This is a genomic window from Psychrobacter sp. CoH-33_TS_01, assembly GCF_058189395.1.
In genome coordinates this window covers 218,641-238,046 of sequence record NZ_JBVGQI010000002.1, presented here as the reverse complement: position 1 = coordinate 238,046, position 19,406 = coordinate 218,641, and the positions used below count along the sequence as shown (strand labels likewise).

15 protein-coding genes are annotated in these 19,406 nt (G+C 40.1%); 1 reads left to right on the top strand and 14 read right to left on the bottom strand.

Translation table 11 applies throughout. The features are described 5' to 3' along the window. Window positions 1–223 precede the first annotated feature (223 nt). Window positions 224–1,663, top strand: a complete 1,440-nt coding sequence (locus tag ACZ2XM_RS04115) for a phosphohexomutase domain-containing protein (protein ID WP_490587115.1) — start codon at window positions 224–226, stop codon at window positions 1,661–1,663. Window positions 1,664–1,823: 160 nt separating this feature from the next. On the opposite strand, the gene ACZ2XM_RS04110 is transcribed toward ACZ2XM_RS04115, so the two are convergent. The 14 genes from ACZ2XM_RS04110 to lpdA all read right to left on the bottom strand — a co-directional run bounded on the left by ACZ2XM_RS04110 (window position 1,824) and on the right by lpdA (window position 19,360). Then, a complete protein-coding gene (locus ACZ2XM_RS04110; protein WP_490587114.1) occupies window positions 1,824–3,203 on the bottom strand; it encodes a UDP-glucose/GDP-mannose dehydrogenase family protein in 1,380 nt (459 codons plus the stop codon). Window positions 3,204–3,285: 82 nt separating this feature from the next. After that, the gene (gene pgi / locus ACZ2XM_RS04105) at window positions 3,286–4,935 is read right to left on the bottom strand and encodes a glucose-6-phosphate isomerase (RefSeq protein ID WP_490587450.1); all 1,650 of its coding nucleotides are present in this window, start codon (window positions 4,933–4,935) and stop codon (window positions 3,286–3,288) included. A gap of 74 nt (window positions 4,936–5,009) precedes the next feature. Further along, window positions 5,010–5,894, bottom strand: coding sequence for a UTP--glucose-1-phosphate uridylyltransferase (locus tag ACZ2XM_RS04100; RefSeq protein WP_490587113.1), 885 nt, complete (start codon window positions 5,892–5,894; stop codon window positions 5,010–5,012). A 35-nt stretch (window positions 5,895–5,929) separates the two neighbouring features. Beyond that, complete coding sequence (locus tag ACZ2XM_RS04095; protein WP_490587112.1) at window positions 5,930–6,217, bottom strand: glycosyltransferase family protein; 288 nt, start codon at window positions 6,215–6,217, stop codon at window positions 5,930–5,932. Window positions 6,218–6,352: 135 nt separating this feature from the next. Further along, window positions 6,353–9,754, bottom strand: a complete 3,402-nt coding sequence (locus tag ACZ2XM_RS04090) for a capsular polysaccharide export protein, LipB/KpsS family (protein ID WP_490587111.1) — start codon at window positions 9,752–9,754, stop codon at window positions 6,353–6,355. A gap of 20 nt (window positions 9,755–9,774) precedes the next feature. Next, window positions 9,775–10,824 carry a pseudaminic acid synthase gene (gene pseI, locus ACZ2XM_RS04085; protein ID WP_490587110.1) on the bottom strand — a complete coding sequence of 350 codons (1,050 nt, stop codon included), beginning with the start codon at window positions 10,822–10,824 and terminating at the stop codon, window positions 9,775–9,777. Between the two features lie 3 nt (window positions 10,825–10,827). Further along, a complete protein-coding gene (locus ACZ2XM_RS04080; RefSeq protein WP_490587109.1) occupies window positions 10,828–11,277 on the bottom strand; it encodes a GNAT family N-acetyltransferase in 450 nt (149 codons plus the stop codon). Window positions 11,278–11,308: 31 nt separating this feature from the next. Then, window positions 11,309–12,388, bottom strand: a complete 1,080-nt coding sequence (gene pseG / locus ACZ2XM_RS04075) for a UDP-2,4-diacetamido-2,4,6-trideoxy-beta-L-altropyranose hydrolase (RefSeq protein ID WP_490587108.1) — start codon at window positions 12,386–12,388, stop codon at window positions 11,309–11,311. Continuing rightward, complete coding sequence (gene pseF, locus ACZ2XM_RS04070) at window positions 12,385–13,074, bottom strand: pseudaminic acid cytidylyltransferase (RefSeq protein WP_490587107.1); 690 nt, start codon at window positions 13,072–13,074, stop codon at window positions 12,385–12,387. The genes pseG and pseF overlap by 4 nt, the downstream gene beginning before the upstream one ends. Further along, entirely contained in the window at window positions 13,067–14,239 is a 1,173-nt protein-coding gene (gene pseC / locus ACZ2XM_RS04065) for a UDP-4-amino-4,6-dideoxy-N-acetyl-beta-L-altrosamine transaminase (RefSeq protein ID WP_490587106.1), read from the bottom strand. Before pseC ends, pseF begins: the two co-directional genes overlap by 8 nt. Beyond that, a complete protein-coding gene (gene pseB, locus ACZ2XM_RS04060) occupies window positions 14,239–15,237 on the bottom strand; it encodes a UDP-N-acetylglucosamine 4,6-dehydratase (inverting) (protein ID WP_490587105.1) in 999 nt (332 codons plus the stop codon). The genes pseC and pseB overlap by 1 nt, the downstream gene beginning before the upstream one ends. A gap of 123 nt (window positions 15,238–15,360) precedes the next feature. After that, window positions 15,361–16,236, bottom strand: coding sequence for a succinate--CoA ligase subunit alpha (sucD, locus tag ACZ2XM_RS04055; RefSeq protein WP_490587104.1), 876 nt, complete (start codon window positions 16,234–16,236; stop codon window positions 15,361–15,363). Between the two features lie 129 nt (window positions 16,237–16,365). Further along, complete coding sequence (gene sucC / locus ACZ2XM_RS04050; RefSeq protein ID WP_490587103.1) at window positions 16,366–17,532, bottom strand: ADP-forming succinate--CoA ligase subunit beta; 1,167 nt, start codon at window positions 17,530–17,532, stop codon at window positions 16,366–16,368. Between the two features lie 376 nt (window positions 17,533–17,908). Then, window positions 17,909–19,360 carry a dihydrolipoyl dehydrogenase gene (gene lpdA, locus ACZ2XM_RS04045; protein WP_490587102.1) on the bottom strand — a complete coding sequence of 484 codons (1,452 nt, stop codon included), beginning with the start codon at window positions 19,358–19,360 and terminating at the stop codon, window positions 17,909–17,911. Between the last annotated feature and the right edge of the window lie 46 nt (window positions 19,361–19,406).

Below are 19,406 nucleotides of genomic sequence, written 5' to 3'. Positions count from 1 at the left end.
CAGACAAAGCAAGCTAGAAAATTTATACCAGAATCGCGTTTAACTTTAGGGTTATGGAATACTAGTAGCCCTATGGAGTACTAGCAAAGTTATTTATTTATAGTGAAATTTTGCTACTCTAGAGCCTAGCTTCTTATCGTACAATTTTATAACTGCTGCTATTTAATAACCTAAAAATGAATAGCCGATAACCTACTCTCTATTGATAATATAAGTGACTGCGATGACCGCCTACCCTGTTAGAGAAATTACCTCGTTTAAAGCCTATGACATCCGCGGAGAGCTGGGCGTCAATCTTGATGAAGATATCGCTTACCGTATTGGCCGAGCCTTTGCGCAGATTTTGCTACAGCAGCGTGCCAGTCACGATGCTACAAACGAATTAACTCGCGCCATCGTGATTGGTTGCGACATTAGAGACTCTAGTGAGTCATTAAAGACGGCCACAGCGCAGGGGATTCTAGATGGTGGCGTTGATGTGATCGATTTGGGCATGGCAGGGACAGAGGAGGTCTATTTCGCGACCAGTCATTACCAAGCCTTGGGCGGCATAGAAGTGACGGCCAGTCATAATCCAATCAATTACAACGGTTTGAAATTAGTCCGTGAAGGCTCACGACCTATTAGTAGTGATACGGGTCTTGCCGATATTCAAAAGTTGGCGGAGTCCGGTAAGTTTAGTACGGTTGCGAGCCAAGGGGCCTTACTACCAAAACTCGACAAAACAGCCTATATTGACCATGTCATGAGCTTTATCGATACGGACAATTTAAAGCCATTAACTATCGTTATTAATTCCGGAAATGGTAGCGCAGGTCCTGTAGTCGACCTATTAGAGCAGCGACTGATAGCGGCTAACGCGCCTATTACCGTGATAAAGCTGCATCATGACCCCGACGGCACCTTCCCTAATGGTATCCCTAACCCGATGATTTATGAGAACCGCCGCTCGACGCAGCAAGCGGTACTTGAGCATAAAGCGGATTTAGGCATTGCCTTTGATGGTGACTTTGACCGTTGTTTCTTGTTTGACGCTGCTGGCGAGTTTGTCGAGGGGAGCTATGTGGTGGGTATGCTCGCGCAAGCGTTTTTGCAAAAGCATCCGCAAGAGACCATTGTCTATGACCCCCGAGTGATTTATAACACTGAAGCGATCGTGGCAGAAGCCGGTGCCAAAGCACAAATTAGTAAATCAGGCCATTCGTTTATTAAGCAAGTCATGCGTGAGTCCGGCGCCATCTACGGCGGTGAGATGTCGGCGCACCATTATTTCCGTGATTTCTTTTACTGCGATAGCGGTATGATTCCGTGGTTATTAGCCATCGAACTTTTATCAACTACCGGCAAATCCTTGACCCAATTGGTCAATGAACGTATCGCGGCTTACCCAAGCTCAGGGGAAATGAACTTTAAATTAACTGACGTTGCGTCGACAGAAATCATCGAACGTATTGAACATCAGTTTGCGCATGCTAACCCTAATAAAGATTTACTCGATGGCTTAAGCCTCGACTTTGGCGAGTGGCGCTTTAATCTGCGCACCTCCAACACTGAACCGCTAATACGCTTAAATATCGAAACCCAAGGAGATGAGGCCTTGCTCAAAGATAAAATGGATGAGATTCAAGAATGGTTAGAGGGCCAAGGGGCCGTATTGGCTTAATCGTTATATCTATAACCCTCTTAAAGCTATTGCTAATAATACTTTTTGCAAATCCCTACAGAAAAAGGGCACAGAGTTAATCGAGACCTGTGCCCTTTTTTAGCGATATTATTGACGCCTCTTAATCATCATGAGCCTTTATTCAATCAATTTAACCCGCCTACTTACCACGACCAATACCCACATAATCACCAATCAATGCCGCTATCTGTACTTTGCTAAGAGCGTTCTGCGCATCAAATATGGGTAAGGCTACTTCGTTAATAGCACTAACGGGGATTTGCTGATAAGCCGACCACACTAGGATAAACAAGGCTTGGGCTTGCTCCAATTCCGCTGCGGGCTGCGGAATAAACTGTAGGAGAGGTTGATTAGGATACAGGCCGGCCAACTCAGCCTCTGCTTCGCCAGCGTATACCTGCGTGGTAATGTCATAAGACCAAAGCAAATTCAGTAGCGGATGAATAGCTGAAGATGAAGTACGCCCTGAGCCCTCTTTGTAGCTTGCGCCCCAGATACTGACCGTCTTGCCTTCAATCTTACCGTCAAAATACTGCCAAAACTTGCGGAATATGAGCTCTTTTTGGTCGTCATTAATTTGATCGACCGCATGCATTAAGCGGTTTTCTTTACCGGCGACGCCCAAGGTTTGCTGTAGCGCAGCAATCTCTGCTGGCAATGTTTGACCCCCAAAACCCCAACCGGCTTTCAGATAGCTCTTACCAATACGTTCATCGAGTCCCATAATATTGGCCACTTCGCTAATATCAACGCCTTGATGGTCAGCGAGTCTTGACCACTCATTCATAAAACTGACTCGGGTGGCGAGCATATTCATAATGGCACTGCGCGCAAACTCTGTGGTGGCGATATCGGTGATAAAGGTCTGTTTAGCTTGTGCCATCAGTGGCTGTAATATCGCCAGTTTGTGGCTAGAATTAGGCGTCTTTTCACCCATCAACCATAGCGTCGGCGATAACATGGAGGCGTAAGAATGACCATCTTGCAAAAACACAAACGGCACATAATAAACCCAAGCGCGTTGACACTGCTGCGCCACCCTATTAAAAGTACTTAACGCCTCAATCCCACTCAATACTAGCGGTACCTGCGTCGATAGCGCACTCTCATTAAACTTGCTAACCCACAAGTCTTGACCACCCTGCTGCTGGCGCCAACTCTCAGGTAACTCAGGATAAAATAACCAATATAAAGCGGCCTGTGCCTGTGGGTCGGTGCTATGCTTTATATTGTCTGCAGCTTTGGATACCGAGGTAGCCGCCAATAATCCACTGGCATCAGCAGGTACCGGATAGACGACAATCTGCTGCTGACTATGATACAACTGCCAAAGAGCCTGTAATTGATACTCAAACTTATAGGTAGCCAACGTCTCTTGCAGCACGGCTTCATCAGCGTATAAATGCACGGTTTGCGCTAGGCTAGCCAGCACGGTAGCGGTGGTTAATGCATCAATAGAGTGACCAACGATGACACAAACCTTGTGCTGCATAGGTTGCGAAGTAAGATGAGCAGGCATACGCAAGGCGTCCTTAATAGTTATAGTCGTTGATTATTATAGCTAGGTAAAGATTGGACAAAACAAGAATAATTCAAATCAGTTAAGAGAATTCGGAAGCTTTTATATGGCTTAATAGCGCTTGCGTCGAGGCGTCAAACTGAACGGCCGAGCTAGCAGATTCGGACTCGCCAGCTCCATCATGCAGCGCGCTCAACTCAGCAAAGACATCATTGGCGACCTGCTTGCCCATCTCTACGCCCCATTGATCAAAAGGGTTAATATCCCAAATGCTCGCCATGACATAGACTTTATGCTCGTACAGCGCAATTAGGGCACCGAAGCTGGCTGGGGTGAGCTCATCCAATAGCATAGTCGTCGACGGCTGATTGCCCCGATAGCGCTTAAACTTATCTAAATCACACACTACCGCATCCTCTGCTACCGCCACTGCATGATTGCCGAAAGCTAAGACCCGGCTCTGCGCTAGGCAATTGGCTAAGGACAAATCATGCTGATGACGCAAATCCTCGCCATGCTCATCCTCTAAATAATGCTGCACGCAAGCGATAAAATCACAAGAAACCCGTTGAGTACCTTGATGCAGCAATTGATAGAAAGCATGCTGGGCATTGGAGCCGATCTCACCCCATAATACGGGAGAAGTCGCATATTGAATGACCTCGCCTGCCCGCGTCACCGACTTGCCATTGCTCTCCATCTCCAACTGGGTCAGATAACTGGGCAGGTAACAAAGCCGACCATCATATGGCAATACCGTATGCGCATTAATGTGCAAAAAAGTGCTGTTCCACACTCCTATCAGCCCTAGTAATACCGGCAAATTATTGGCAAAGTCAGCTGTGCGAAAATGCTCATCCATCGCATGAGCCCCCGCTAGCAGCTCATGAAACTGCGCCATACCAATACGTATCGCTACCGCCAATCCAATCGCCGACCACATGGAAAACCGACCGCCAACCCAGTCCCATAAGGACAGTTGATGCTCAGGATGAATGCCCCAGGCTGTGACTTTTTCTAAATTGGCAGAGATGCCAATAAAGTGCCGATGCAATACGGCCTCACGACTGGCTTTGGTGGTTAATAACCAAGCTAGGGCGGTCTTGGCATTCGATAGCGTATCAATGGTGCCAAATGACTTCGACGAGACAATAAATAGCGTCGTCTCCGGATTTAATTGCGCTAATATACTGCCCAGCTGGGTGCCATCCATGTTTGAGACGAAATGCACGCGGATATCACTATCTGCCCACTCATCCAAAGCAGTGGCGGCCATTAAGGGTCCTAAGTCCGAACCCCCTACTCCGATATTCACCACATCGGTAATGGCCTTGCCAGAAAACCCCCGCCAAATACCATTACGAATCCGCTCAACCAGGTACGCCGCATGCTCAAGGCTGGCGTGAATCTGGGCAACCACCTCTTGCCCCTCTACCAACAAACGCGCTGATTTAGGCAATCGTAGCGCCGTATGCAAGGCGGCCCGCTGCTCACTAATATTGACTTTTTCACCCGAAAATAGGGCATTGATTTTAGCAGTCAGTTGGCTCTGCTGGGCCAGCTCAAGTAGCGCCTTTTTGACCTCAGCATCTAGACATTGTTTGGAATAATCAAAATAAATGCCTTCAGCTGCAGTACTAAAAGTTTGCGCCCGCTCAGCATCTGTGGCAAACAAATCTGCCAAGGACCAATGCTGCTGACCCAAAGTCTTTAGCGTCTGCCAAGCAGGCAGTTGATCCGGCAACGAGGTAAGTTGCTGGGTAACAGAACCGGTAGGAGCTTGGGGCGAATAGGCTGAAGAGGTCATTATATTGAAGTCGCATCATTGAGCTGGCGCTCAGCGAAATAGATAAAGGCGCGCATATAGCTGGTCATATCGCCTGCATCAAAGCTATCACCGCGCATGGTCGTCACATTGACGCCTTCAGTACTAATCAGAGCATCGATAGCATCAGTGAGCTGAATCTCACCACCGACTGAGGGTTTAGTCTCAGCGAGATAATCAAAGATACGGTTGCTAAACACGTAACGGCCAACGACGGCCAATTTAGAGGGAGCGTCGGCTAAGCTAGGCTTTTCGACAAAGCCCGCTACCGCAAAGCTAGCATTGCTATCGGCTTCAACTTGGCTTAAATCTTCTGCCGCTTTGAGCTTCGCAATACCGTATTTATGCACATCGCTATCTGCCACTTCATCGACTAAAATTTGCGAATGGCTAGCGGTAGCAAACTCACCCAGCATAAACGCTAAATTGTCCGTGCTCATATCGGTGGTAAACGGATTAAGCACCACATCAGGCAGTAAGACCGCAAAACCGTGCTCGCCAATAATAGGCCGCGCTGCTAATACGGCATGACCTAGTCCTAGTGGCTTACCTTGGCGAATCATAGAAATAGTCACATCCTGTGGCAACCAATTCAGACTATCGGCCAATTCATCTTTACCCTTTTGCCGCAGCTGCGTATCCAGCTCAGCATTGAGGTCAAAGTAATTTTCAATAGCGCTTTTTTGCGCATGGCCTACTAGCACAATATGCTTGATACCGGCGGCGATAGCTTCTTCAATGACATAATGAATGGCAGGACGATTGCCTAGCGGCAGTAACTCTTTAGGCACAGACTTTGAGAGTGGCAGCATGCGGGTGCCAAAGCCGGCTACTGGGATTACGGCGTGGGTTATTTTGTTTTTCATAGGAAAGTTTATTATATTAATAGGTGAAGTAATAACTATAGCTCAATAAAATCGATAATGCGCTGCAACCATGCGTCATAATTGTAATTCTCTAATACATGCTGACTAGCATAACGTATCATCTCTTTTTGTTGTTTGGTATAGCCTTCCGCAAGCTGTGCGAATAGCTCGTCTGCCTCATCTTTAGAGTTTATAACTTCACACATACCCTCAAAGCGAGTACTAACCGCCAAGCTAGGATTGGTAACCGCTAATCGACCACAGGCCATAATCTCGATTAAGCGCCTTGAAAACATACTTGGGGAGTCAGTTAATTTATTCACATTGAGATAGTTAAAATATTAATTAAAAAAATAATTTTTAATTAATTTTCTGATTATGATAAAAGCTGTATTTTATGTTTACATAAGATACAGCTTAACAAAAATAATTATTAGTAAGAAGTCAACGAAAAATTCTTATTTTATATTTTCATGTACAAAACCTTCAAGCCTTTGCTTTATTTCATTTATAAGTAAATTTTTATTACCTTTTTCAGGCACATCCACAATAGTAACTGATTTATGCCAAACATCAGTAGCTGACTCACTTACTTTCCGCCAATCAATTTCGGAGGAATTTGAAAAAAGCCATGTTTTTACTCCTAAAGCGCCTGCTAGCTCAGCAACAGTTGTAGCTGGAGCTAGTATCAAGTCCATACAGGACATTAAAGCAGCAACACTATCAAAATCGTTATATTGATCTATGTCATTAAAATTTAGAAGCTTACCTGGATAACGTTGATTAATCCAATTTACTTCTTCTTCACACTCATCATATTGAAAATTAACAAATTGAATCTCAGGTATTTTAAATAGGCATTCAAGCTCTGCTATACTTAGATAATGCTCATTTCTAGCTGAAGTAGTAATGCTACTTCTCCAACTTATTCCAATAAGGATTTTAGATGAAATCGCAGACAATCTTCGCATAAACATATTTTTTAAGTCTATATCATAAGACAGATACTTTTCACCTGAAAAACTTTTATAATCAGGCAGCACGTCATATAACATGCTAGTTATTAATGACATCGCATCTACACTTTCGATAATGCCCATAGCACTATCATCAATAATGCCCACTAAATCTGAACCAGGTACTTGGGAATAATTACTCACGATAATTTTATCATCATTCCTAGGTCTATCTACAGCAACAAAATCTAAGCCTGGGAAAGAGTTTAGGAAGATATTTTTTAACCTGGGACTACAAGATATTATTATTTCAGAATTTGATAAATTATCTCTTAAGCTATTATATATACTTGCAAATCTGATTTCATCTCCCGGTCCAAATATACTGATAAATAAAACCTTCTTTTTATCTTTTAAAAGCCTCATATCATTAAAATATTTATTTGGAAAATAATTCTTCATCAACAATGCAATATTAAGCTCTTTGAAAGTTTCAAAAGCCTTACCTACTAAACGATTTCCAAAGTAAGCCTTACGCTTATGCATTTCTCCTATATCTACATTTTTAGATATACATTTATTTAGTATTGTTAAGCTCTTAGAATATTGTGAGTCAAGAACATATAGACGCATAGCCTCCGTAGCTATTTGCTTGCTTATCCCATTTACTTCGATATATTTTTCTATCAGATTAACAGCATTTTTAAGCTTGTTATTGTAGGATAAAGCTTGGCTATATACTACAACATAACCCTCTTGATATTTATTAGCTATAACTAACTTACAAGCTAATTTTTCCGCTTCTTCGAAAATCTCAGCAGCAATATATCCATTCACTTTTCTAATTGTAATATTATTATCTAGACGAAGTGAAGTAGTTAAAGCATTTTTTATATCATTCTCAGTTTTCTTATCGTTAAGATTACTCAATAAGAAATTAGTATAAAATATTTTATCTGGTTTATAGGTAGCTATATCAAAACTCAAGCTTGTTAAATTATATAAATCTTTTTCGAAATGAATTGCTGATCTGAACCTCTCTAATATGCCTACTCGATTTGCATAGTAAACATCTAAATTAACAAGTAAATCAGCTAATAATTGAGCACTATAGAAATCAAACGTTATATTTGATATAGCTATACCTTTCTTTATAACATCTAATAAAATAAAATCTCCTGACATTATTAATAATGATAACGCTTCTTTAGCATCATCGAATTTCTTACCAGACATGCTAATAGCAAATAAATTATCATTAAAATCTTTAGAAATATTTTTATTATCTTTAAACTCATATACTGAGTTAATATTATCTAGTATGTTATTACGAGCTTCTTGAAACTCTGATTGCTCAGAAAGTAACCAATTCCATTGAAGTATTAGGTAGTTGCCGGGATAAAACTGCTGAGTAATCAATAAAATATTATTAAAGACTTCAACTGATAAAAATACTCTTATATTATTTAAAACACTCTCTCTTACCTTATTATTTTTCGCTAAAGATATTAATATTAAACTTAAAATACTATTAAAATAATCAGTTCTTTTACTGTACAATTCACCTAAGTGCTCACCTTTTAAAATACTTACATCTTTAGTATGAAGAGCATTAGCTAGTTTTATCATTGGTATATTAGTATTTAGCTTTTCTTCTTTTATTAAAGTATTAGTTATTTCAATTCTTTCAGAGTTTATTCTTCCAATAACAGCAAGCATACCTACCATATTTATTTCTTTCTTTTCATTAAATATAGTAGTGTTAAGATATTTTGGATAAATGCAATATGTGGCTACAAATAACTCCCATAACTTTAACTTTCTTACTCTTTGACTATCTTCAAAAATTACTCTATCGTCTGTAAGTCCCCATCCCGCATAAAAAGGCTTACCTAATACGGTTACTTTTTTACCACGAATTAAAGCTTCTAGACCGGTTAAGGAAGTTATCGTATACACATGATCTACGCGCTCAATTAAATCTATAATATGTTCGTCAGGTGATAATATCTTTGTAAACGAATCAACGTTGATATTTTTAAAGTTTGAATCTTGGAAACCCCTATAAATTTCAGGATGAGGTCTATAAAAAATCTCAGCCTTAGGATTTTCATATTTTGCTAATCGAACCATATCCTCCATAGTCCATTTGTTAGGATTTCCATATCTAATCGAAGCATCATTATCTACCTGACCAATAACCAATATACTCTTTTTTAAATTTAGACTTTTTTCCTTAAAAATAACAGGAGGATTATATTTTGATACTTTTGACTCAATTACTAAGCTGAGTAATTCCTTTGATTGATTTTCCAAAATTTTTGAACTACAAAAATTAAAAGTGTTTAGAATATTCTCAATATCGGATGATTCTTTAGGATTATAATACAAACCTGATTTATCAATAACTAAAGAGTAAGGCGTTGCTCCACTCGCTCCTAAATCAGCTGAACGTATAAACCCATCTTCTATGCGCCAAATTTCGAATTTTTTATATTTTAAATACCTATTAAGTGCCTTGCTTTCATTATACCCCCAAATTGCCACAATACTTGGCTGTATGGATAAGTGCCTAATTACATTTATCGTTTTATAATCTATCAATTTACGAGGAGCAAAAGCCACTCTAAAATCTGACAAATAATCAGCTATAAATCCAAATTTCCAATCATTAAAGCCTATAGCTATAACTATAGGCTTTTCATGTCCACTTAACCAATTTTCCCCCACAAGATATAGTTTTTCATAACCACTATCTTCACCAAAAATTTCGTAAGGATCATGGACAATAAAATTATAACCTTTATCTTTAGGTAGCTTTTTTTTCCAATAATCTTGAGTGCGTCTATTGAAATATTCAGCTAATTTAGCTTTCTCATCTTTTAAAATAAATTTATTAAACATACTTAGACTACTCTGTGATCTTAATAATTAATCATTTCTAAGCTCAGAGGAGTAGCAAAATCCACATCCTCACTCACTCTTTTACCAATAATATCATTATACATTTTAGGGGGTAGACCATACCCAGGTCTAACACTGCGAATACAATTTGGAGTAATAACTTCTCCAGCTTTCATTGGTTTGACAAAATAAAGAGATCTTCTGAACTGTGCGTTACCTTGCTCACTAGATTTTCTGCCATAATCAACCTTGCCTAAAGCCTCCCAACAAGTGCGACTTGCTTGACATAAATGTAGTAGCTCAGCCTCTTCTAGTGAAAAACTATCGTCAGGTCCCCCACCATTACGATCAAGGGTGACATGCTTTTCAATAATTCTAGCTCCCAAAGCCACACTAGCGATAGCGGTAGTATTATCTAATGTGTGATCAGATAACCCAGTGACTAAGCCAAATCTCTCTTGCATGTCTTGTAATGTTCTTAAATTATAGTCGCTTGATGGTGCAGGATAGCCACTTACACAATGTAAAACAGCTAATTCTTTACAACCGCCTTCTCTTGCAGCTTCAATAGCTTCCATTATCTCTATATCATTTGCCATACCAGTAGATATAATCATTGGCTTGCCGGTACTAGCCACATATTTTATGAGTGGCAAATCAACAGCTTCAAAACTTGCTATTTTATAAGCAGGTGCATTTAGGTCTTCCAACATATCTACAGCAGTGTTATCGAACGGAGAGCTAAACATAGTGATGCCTACTTGCTTAGCTTTCTCGAATAGGGGTTTATGCCATTCCCACGGTGTATAAGCCGATTGATAGAGCTCATACAAAGTTTGACCATCCCATAGCCCACCCTTGATTTTAAAATCATCATTATCTGAATTAAGCGTAATTGTATCTGCGGTATAGCTTTGCATTTTTACTGCATCAGCACCACATTTTTTAGCCATCTCAATAATTTTAAAAGCAGTCTCGATATTACCATTATGGTTGGCAGACATTTCAGCAATTATATATGGTGAAGAATTCTTACTTATTTCTCTACCGTTGATACTTAAAACGTTCATAGTCTATTCCTTAATAAATTCGTAGGTTTCAAAATCACCTTGGTAAATTCCTACTTTTTTAAAACTATTAGCTAAAAAAGCCTTGATAGAAGCGATATTATCTTTATGAATCACTGCATTGTATATACAAAAATTAGTCTGATTAACTACTTTGGAAATCGCCTCTTTAGCATAACCTTTACCTGAATAACTTGGATCTATAGTTAATGATATTTCTACACATTCTCTAATATTTTTAATCTGCTTATCTACTCTAATAATGCCAATTGTAGAGTCTTCCGCATTAATTTTATATATTTCTGTATCTAGACTATTAAGTTTGCTAGAAAACCATATATTATGTTCTTCAGCAGTAGGATATTTAGTATTTAACGCATAGTTTCTAATCCCATTTATATTCTGCAAATCAAACAAGTACTCTTTATCTTTTTCTGATATAGGAACCAAAATCATTGCTCACTGCCCTCTATGTAATGTAGAAATGCTATGTAATATTTATAATACTGGCAGCCACCTTCTTTGCTCCAAAGCCATCTACAAGTGACATAATTTTGTATCTGCGGTTATTATATGTTTCGTCATTGATTTCTAAGAATTGCAGAAAATTATAGACAGAAGAATAAGAGATAGATTGGAGATTTCCGAGATAATCGATAAGATTTTGTTGGTACAAATAATTAACTAGTTCCGTTTGATTATCAGCAATATCTACTAAGGCAGAATTTATACCAAGACAGAATCTTTCCCACACTGTTGAACCGCACGCACCTAAACAATAATTACTTTTACTCATAAGTTCAGCCATCTGGCTAGTTGATTCCTCAATATAAATATGTGTTGAATCTGAAACTAAATTTGATAATATCTTATAATCATTACTAGGTAACTTACCCGTAATAATATGGAAATTGAATTTATTACTATCTATTAAAGCAGGAATCACTTTACACCATAAATCAATATTACCTACTCCACCAAAATTAACTAATACTTTTTTTGATTCATGTTTATTTTGGGACGTTAATTTACGTAATTTATGAAATTGAGGTTTTAATAAAGCATACTCAGGTCCTAATAACCGTAAGCATCCTAAAGGTATTAAATCATCATATCTATCTTGCATTTTAGGCCAAAGGTTTTGGTCGATAAGTAAATCACAATGATGAACTCGATTTGCTAAATCATCAATTATTACAATAGGAAATAAATGATGTTTCCTCACGATATCTTGCCAAATGTAAGCAATAGAATAGTGGTCAATGATGAGTGCGTTTATAGGGGAGTTTGAAATTGAATGCAAAAAATCCTCAGCATCTTGCTGTTGCGATACTCCTAACCACTCACAATGATTTTCAGAAATTTTTGTTACACTCGCATTGCCAATAACTTTATATCGAAAATCAGAATCTACAATAATTTTAAAAAAACTTTCATCAAACTCTCTGACAAAAAAAATACTATCTATTGAAAGTTTTTTAAACTCTTTGGCTAATGTAATACATCGTTGTAGATGACCTGTACCTATATGAGTAGCTACATCTACTCTAAAACCTACTGTTTTCAACTATTACTCCAAGCCTTGTATAACAATTCTGCTGTCTCCCAATCTTCTAGCGTATCAATATCCTGAACAAGATAGCGTGGTATTTTTATCCCAATAGAGTGATTATCAAAAATAGGTAAATCGTGTTCCCATGCTTCCTTTGTTCCCCAGTAAAACTGTCCAGCATCATGCCAACACTCTTCTAAGTCTTGAGAACGAACTTTTAAATTTTCAGGGTTAATCATTGACACATGACTATCAGAAGATAACGTAATGGCACGCTGAATAGGAAAGGCATAGCTTGTTATACTAAAGGCATAGTGCAATCCTTTATTTCCTTTCAGAGCTTCTAAACCTTTTTGAATATATATAGAGTCCAACATAGGCGCAGTGGCGTATATACAGCAAACATGCTCTAAATCGTTTATATTCAACCTATCAATGGCGTCTTTTATAACAGGCGTCGTACCAGTAAAATCATTAGAAAGTTCGTTATTTCTAATAAAAGGAACTTCGGCCCCATATCTAAGCGCTATTTCAGCTATTTCTTCATCATCGGTAGAAACAATAATTTTATCGAAACAATTACTATCTATAGCCGCTTTTATAGAATATGAAATTAAAGGACTGCCATAAAAATCTTTAATATTTTTGCGAGGAATGCGTTTGCTACCACCACGAGCTGGTATAACGGCTACGTTAGTCATTTTTTAAGATACTCTTCAAAGAATCAACAATGTATTGCTGCTGCTCCTCAGTAAGATCAGGATACATGGGCAAACTAATAGCTGTAGAATAATAAGCTTCAGCCTCAGGATAATTTCCTACTTTAAAACCAAAATTCTCTTGGTAATAAGGCTGTAAATGAACAGGAATATAATGTAAATTTACTCCTATATTTGCTGCTCGCAAAGCTTCAAAAATCTCTAGGTGAGACTTGTCGATCTTCTCAAGCTTGAGACGTATCACATAAAGGTGCAATCCTGAATAACTATCTGGTAATTGATAGGGTATCACTACAGGAATGCTCTCTAAAAGCATATTGTACCTTTTTGCAATCTCATGGCGTGCACTTGTAATATCAGCTAGTCTCTTAATTTGCGAAACTCCTAGTGCTGCCTGCATTTCGGTCATTCGATAATTAAATCCTAACTCAATCTGCTGATAATACCAGGGACCATCGGGGTCATTAGTCATTAACTCAGAGTTGCGAGTAATACCATGACTACGTAATAAGTCCATTTTTTGAGATAAATCGGCATTATTAGTAGTGGCTACACCACCTTCAGCTGTAGTAATAATTTTAACAGGATGAAAACTAAAGATGGTTATATCAGAATAAGCACAATTACCTATTGCCTTCCCTTTATATTTTCCGCCAATAGCGTGAGATGCATCTTCTATAATTGAGAAGCCATACTCTTGCGATAGATGATAGATACTCTCCATATCACAGGATTGACCACATAAATGGACAGGAATCACTACTTTTGGCAGTTGACCTTGCTGTTTTGCATCCTCAAGCTTATTTTTCAGAGCAAGAATTGATATATTATAGGTTTTAGGATCAATATCTACAAAATCAATTGAGGCTCCACAATATAGTGCACAATTAGCTGAAGCTACAAAAGTGATAGGAGTTGTCCATACGATGTCTCCTTCTTGCACTCCCAAAGCTAAACAAGCCACATGTAAAGCTGAAGTTGCACTGTTCATTGCTAGTGCATAATCTACATCACATTCATCCTTAATTGCCTGCTCAAACTCTGGTACTTTAGGTCCTTGTGTCAAGAAGTCAGACTTTAGAACATCAACTACAGCGTTGATGTCCTCTTCTGTAATATTTTGACGACCGTATGGTATAAAATTCATTATATTTTACCAATCTTATTCTTATTATCTTCTACCCATTCTTCAAGTTCTTGAATTGGCATCCATTCTGTATTGTTATCACTAGAATATACGAAACCTTCTGGTACTAATTTACCATCTTTTACTCGTTCAGGTGAATGTCCCCAGTTATTAATGGTAGGAAGAATTTTGAAATGTTCAGGATATTCATAGGTATAGTAAGAATCTTCAGCACCAATCATTTGTTCATGGAGTTTTTCTCCCGGGCGAATACCAATAACTTTAGTAGTAGCCTCAGGAACAACTGCTTTTGCCACATCCATAATATTCATAGAAGGGATCTTTTTAACATATATCTCGCCACCTTCCATATCTTCAAAAGCATGCCATACTAATTCTACGCCTTGTTCTAATGTAATCATAAATCGCGTCATACGTTCATCAGTAATTGGTAATTCACCTTTCTCTCGGATTGATAAAAAGAAAGGAATTACAGAGCCACGTGAACCCATAACATTACCATAGCGAACAACGCTAAATTTTGTATTATGCTGTCCACTATAGGCATTACCTGCTACAAAAAGCTTGTCAGAGGTAAGCTTAGTAGCGCCATATAAATTAATAGGGCTGCTTGCTTTATCAGTAGAAAGAGCAACAACTCCTTTGACACATTTATCAATGCAAGCATCAATTAGGTTCATAGCGCCATGCACATTAGTTTTAACACATTCAAATGGATTATATTCTGCTGTAGGTACAATCTTAGTTGCTGCAGCATGTACAACATAATCTACGCCATCTAGAGCACGATACAAACGTTCTTTATCGCGAACATCACCAATAAAAAATCTTACTCTATCATCGCCTTCAAAAAGCTTAGCCATTTCCCATTGCTTCATTTCGTCACGCGAAAATATAATAATTTTTTTAGGATTATACTTTTCAAGTGTCATTGGGATGAATTTGTGGCCAAAAGAACCTGTTCCACCTGTCACTAAGATTGTTGAATTTTCAAACATCAGTTTCACCTAAGCATATATTTAAATCAATTATATTGTAAAAAAACACCCCATAATTATAGGGGTGTTTTCATCGGAATATCAAGGCACTATTACCTTAACGGTACTATTTAATGGTTGTGATTACCAACCAGTAACTTCTTTCAATTTCTCACCGATCTTAGATGGATCACGCGTGTAAGCGATACCAGCATCCTCAAACGCTTTGAATTTCTCTTCAGCAGTACCTTGACCACCAGAGATGATGGCGCCAGCATGGCCCATACGCTTACCTTTAGGGGCAGTAACACCAGCGATGTAGCCGATAACTGGTTTAGTTACGTGCTCTTTGATATAAGCAGCCGCTTCTTCTTCAGCAGTACCACCGATCTCACCGATTAGGACGATAGCTTCCGTTTGTGGATCTTCTTGGAACAATTTCAAGCAATCAATCTGGTTCATACCTGGGATTGGATCACCACCGATACCGATACAAGTCGACTGACCAAAGCCAAGCTTAGTAGTCTGAGCTACTGCTTCATAAGTCAAAGTACCAGAGCGTGAGATGATGCCTACTTTACCTGGTAAATGGATGTGGCCTGGCATGATGCCGATTTTGCACTGACCTGGCGTGATGACGCCTGGGCAGTTAGGACCAACCATTCTTACGCCTTCAGCTTCTTCGATGTAGCGTTTCGCTTTCAACATATCTAGCGTAGGTACGCCTTCAGTGATGACCACGATTAGCTTCACACCAGCGTCTACTGCTTCGATGATTGAATCTAGTACGAAGGGTGCAGGTACGTAGATAACACTAGCGTCAGCTTGAGTAGCTGCCATAGCTTCAGACATCGTGTTGAATACTGGTAGACCTAGGTGCGTTTGACCGCCTTTACCTGGGGTTACGCCGCCGACTACTTTGGTGCCGTATTCGATCGCTTGCTCAGAATGGAAAGTACCGTTTTTACCGGTGAAACCTTGCACCAATACTTTGGTGTCTTTGTCGATTAATACACTCATTTATTACTCCTAATTGGTTGCCCCGCCATGATCTCGGTCGAGGCTTATATATTCTGTTAATAGCGTGACTTCAAGAATGCGTGACCCTACTAATTAAGGGCCCGCACCAGTATGAAAAATCGCTATTAATTAAGCTTTAACGGCGTCAACAATTTTCTGTGCAGCGTCAGATAGGCCTTGAGCTGAGATGATTTTCACATCAGACTTTTCTAGTAGCTCAGCGCCCAACTCAGCGTTGTTACCTTCCAGACGCACGACTACAGGTACTTTTACGTCGACTTCTTTAACAGCTGCGATGATAGCTTCAGCAATCATGTCACAACGTACGATACCACCGAAGATGTTGATTAGAACACCCTCTACGCTGCTGTCCTCTAAAATGATTTTGAAGGCTTCAACAACGCGATCTTTAGTAGCCCCGCCGCCAACGTCTAGGAAGTTAGCTGGCTTGCCGCCGTATAGTTTGATGATGTCCATGGTGGCCATAGCAAGGCCAGCACCGTTGACCATACAACCGATGTTGCCTTCTAGAGCAACGTAGTTCAGATCAAATTCAGCTGCTTTTAGCTCACGCTCATTTTCCTGTGAAGGATCATGCAATTTAGCGATTTCTGGTAGACGATATAGGGCGTTTGAATCCACACCGATTTTGCCATCAACACAAGCCAATTCGCCATTTTCACGCACGGCTAGTGGGTTGATTTCGATCATTTCAAAATCATTGTCGATAAAGGCTTGGTAAGCGCCGCTCATCAATTTTACGAACTGATTGATTTGCTTGCCTTCTAGACCTAATTTAAAACCAACTTCGCGTGCTTGGTAAGGCTGCAGACCTACTAAAGGATCTACAGTGATGCTAAAGATTTTTTCTGGCGTTTCTTCTGCCACTTTTTCAATCTCAACACCGCCTTCAGTAGAGGCCATGAAGGTTACACGGCGAGTAGCACGGTCAACCACAGCACCAAGGTACAATTCAGTTTGTACTGGGTACATGTCTTCCGCAACTAGGACGAATTTAACCGGTTGGCCTTCAGCATCAGTTTGATACGTTACTAGGTTAGTACCGATCAATTCTTCAGCGATTTGCTTAGCTTCTTCACGAGTCTTAGCAATCTTTACACCGCCAGCCTTACCACGGCCACCAGCATGTACCTGTGCTTTGATAACGGCCATATCAGTTGGCGTCTTATCAAAAGCAGCAGCGGCTTCGTCACCGCTATAAGCAATGATACCTTTTTGGATTGGCAAGCCATAGCTTGCTAGCAATTCTTTAGCTTGGTATTCATGTAAATTCATGGACTATTTCCTTATTGTTAACACAAGCGAAGTCAGATTAATGCAGAGCTTATGGGCAGTTGACTGCTATTAGCTCGGCTAATTAACAAAGCCGCTAATTAACCGATTGGCACAGCCTTATACCCTAGGCCCAATCACCAGGCCCAATGACAGCTCTATAGCCTCTGATTCACTTATAAAAATTAAGCAGAATAATAAATTACCATCCGTACCCAGCAGCGGCTACCTAAATCGTAACCTAGTTATCTGGCTGCTGGGTCAGGAGTAAGCAATAACACGTTAAATCAATAGGTTCATTGACTAGAACATACGTAAAGCACTACTGGCGCTATAATGAAGCGTCATTATAGAGGATAGCCAGTAGCTACTTATAAAACTATTTACGTTTTTTGCGCTGAATCGCATGGATAGCACGGCCATCAGCAGATAGTGCGGCTTCATGGACGGCTTCAGAGATGGTTGGATGCGCAAACGTCATTAACTGTAGATCTTCGATGCTAGAGACGAATTCCATCGCAATCATACCCTGGTGGACGATATCGCCCGCACCGGCTGAGATGGCATGCATACCGAGTAAACGGTCTGTTTTCGCATCGGCAACCACTTTGATTGAACCTTGACCTTCGCCTTGCGCTAGGGCACGACCATTGGCCGCTAGACTGAATGAACCAGTCTTAACTTCAAAGCCTTGGGCTTGTGCTTCTTGCTCAGTCAGACCAACCCATGCGATTTCTGGATGGGTATAGATGACGTTGATGATAGTATCGTAGTTGACCTGTGGTTTTTCACCATGGATGCGCTCGACCGCCATCATACCCTCTTCCATCGCTTTATGCGCTAGCATTGGGCCACGAACCAAGTCACCGATAGCATAGACGCCATCTAAATTGGTTTTGCACTGCTCGTTGACGTCCACTAGACCGCGTTCAGTCAATTGGATACCACAGTCATCCGCTAATAATTTTTCAGAGTAAGCACGGCGACCGACACACACGATTAATTTATCGAAAGTCTCGTCAGCAGCTTCGCCACCTTTTTCGCTAGTCACAACCACTTGGCCATCTTTGACTTCAGCGTTGGTGACTTTCGTATTAACGCGAATGTCTAAGCCTTGTTTTTTCAAGATTTTGCCGGCTTCTTTAGCGATTTCTTTATCAGCAGCAGCTAGGAATTCTGGCAGGGCTTCATACACCACCACTTCAGACCCTAGACGACGCCAAACTGAACCCAACTCTAGACCGATAACACCAGCACCAATCACGCCTAGACGCTTAGGTACTTCAGTGAAATCTAAGGCTCCGGTTGAATCAACGATATATTCGCCGTCAGTTTTAGCCACTGGGATATCAATCGGTACTGAACCCGCTGCTAAGATAACGTATTTAGCAGTGATTGTAGTTTCAGCTTCATCGGCAAGCGCAGTAAATTTGACTTTCTTTTCATCGCCTTTACCGTCAAGCAATGTGCCCCAGCCTTGTAGCCAGTCTACGCCATTGCCTTTTAGCAACATAGCGACACCGCCAGTAAGTTGTTTCACGATGCCTTCTTTACGCTCAAGCATTTTGGCGATATCGATGTTGACATCACCAGTAGTGATACCGTGGTCGCCCAACTCGTGCTTGGCAGACTCGTAACGATGTGAGCTGTCTAGCAAGGCTTTTGAAGGGATACAACCAACGTTTAAGCAAGTACCGCCTAGAGCAGGCTCGCCTTTATAAACACGTTTTTCGATACAAGCAACGCTCATACCCAATTGGCCGGCACGAATAGCGGCTTCATAACCACCAGGACCACCGCCAATAACGACTAAATCATAACTATCTTTCATAGTTCTACCTATTATTAATAAGAATAAAAAATAATTGAACCCGCAT

What these genes read in the sequence shown, in the direction of transcription:
- ACZ2XM_RS04115 (WP_490587115.1), top strand. Translation starts at nt 224, where the DNA reads ATGACCGCCTACCCTGTTAGAGAAATTACCTCGTTTAAAGCCTATGAC.
- ACZ2XM_RS04110 (WP_490587114.1), bottom strand. Translation starts at nt 3,203, where the DNA reads ATGCCTGCTCATCTTACTTCGCAACCTATGCAGCACAAGGTTTGTGTC.
- ACZ2XM_RS04100 (WP_490587113.1), bottom strand. Translation starts at nt 5,894, where the DNA reads ATGAAAAACAAAATAACCCACGCCGTAATCCCAGTAGCCGGCTTTGGC.
- ACZ2XM_RS04090 (WP_490587111.1), bottom strand. Translation starts at nt 9,754, where the DNA reads ATGTTTAATAAATTTATTTTAAAAGATGAGAAAGCTAAATTAGCTGAA.
- pseI (WP_490587110.1), bottom strand. Translation starts at nt 10,824, where the DNA reads ATGAACGTTTTAAGTATCAACGGTAGAGAAATAAGTAAGAATTCTTCA.
- ACZ2XM_RS04080 (WP_490587109.1), bottom strand. Translation starts at nt 11,277, where the DNA reads ATGATTTTGGTTCCTATATCAGAAAAAGATAAAGAGTACTTGTTTGAT.
- pseF (WP_490587107.1), bottom strand. Translation starts at nt 13,074, where the DNA reads ATGACTAACGTAGCCGTTATACCAGCTCGTGGTGGTAGCAAACGCATT.
- pseC (WP_490587106.1), bottom strand. Translation starts at nt 14,239, where the DNA reads ATGAATTTTATACCATACGGTCGTCAAAATATTACAGAAGAGGACATC.
- pseB (WP_490587105.1), bottom strand. Translation starts at nt 15,237, where the DNA reads ATGTTTGAAAATTCAACAATCTTAGTGACAGGTGGAACAGGTTCTTTT.
- sucD (WP_490587104.1), bottom strand. Translation starts at nt 16,236, where the DNA reads ATGAGTGTATTAATCGACAAAGACACCAAAGTATTGGTGCAAGGTTTC.
- sucC (WP_490587103.1), bottom strand. Translation starts at nt 17,532, where the DNA reads ATGAATTTACATGAATACCAAGCTAAAGAATTGCTAGCAAGCTATGGC.
- lpdA (WP_490587102.1), bottom strand. Translation starts at nt 19,360, where the DNA reads ATGAAAGATAGTTATGATTTAGTCGTTATTGGCGGTGGTCCTGGTGGT.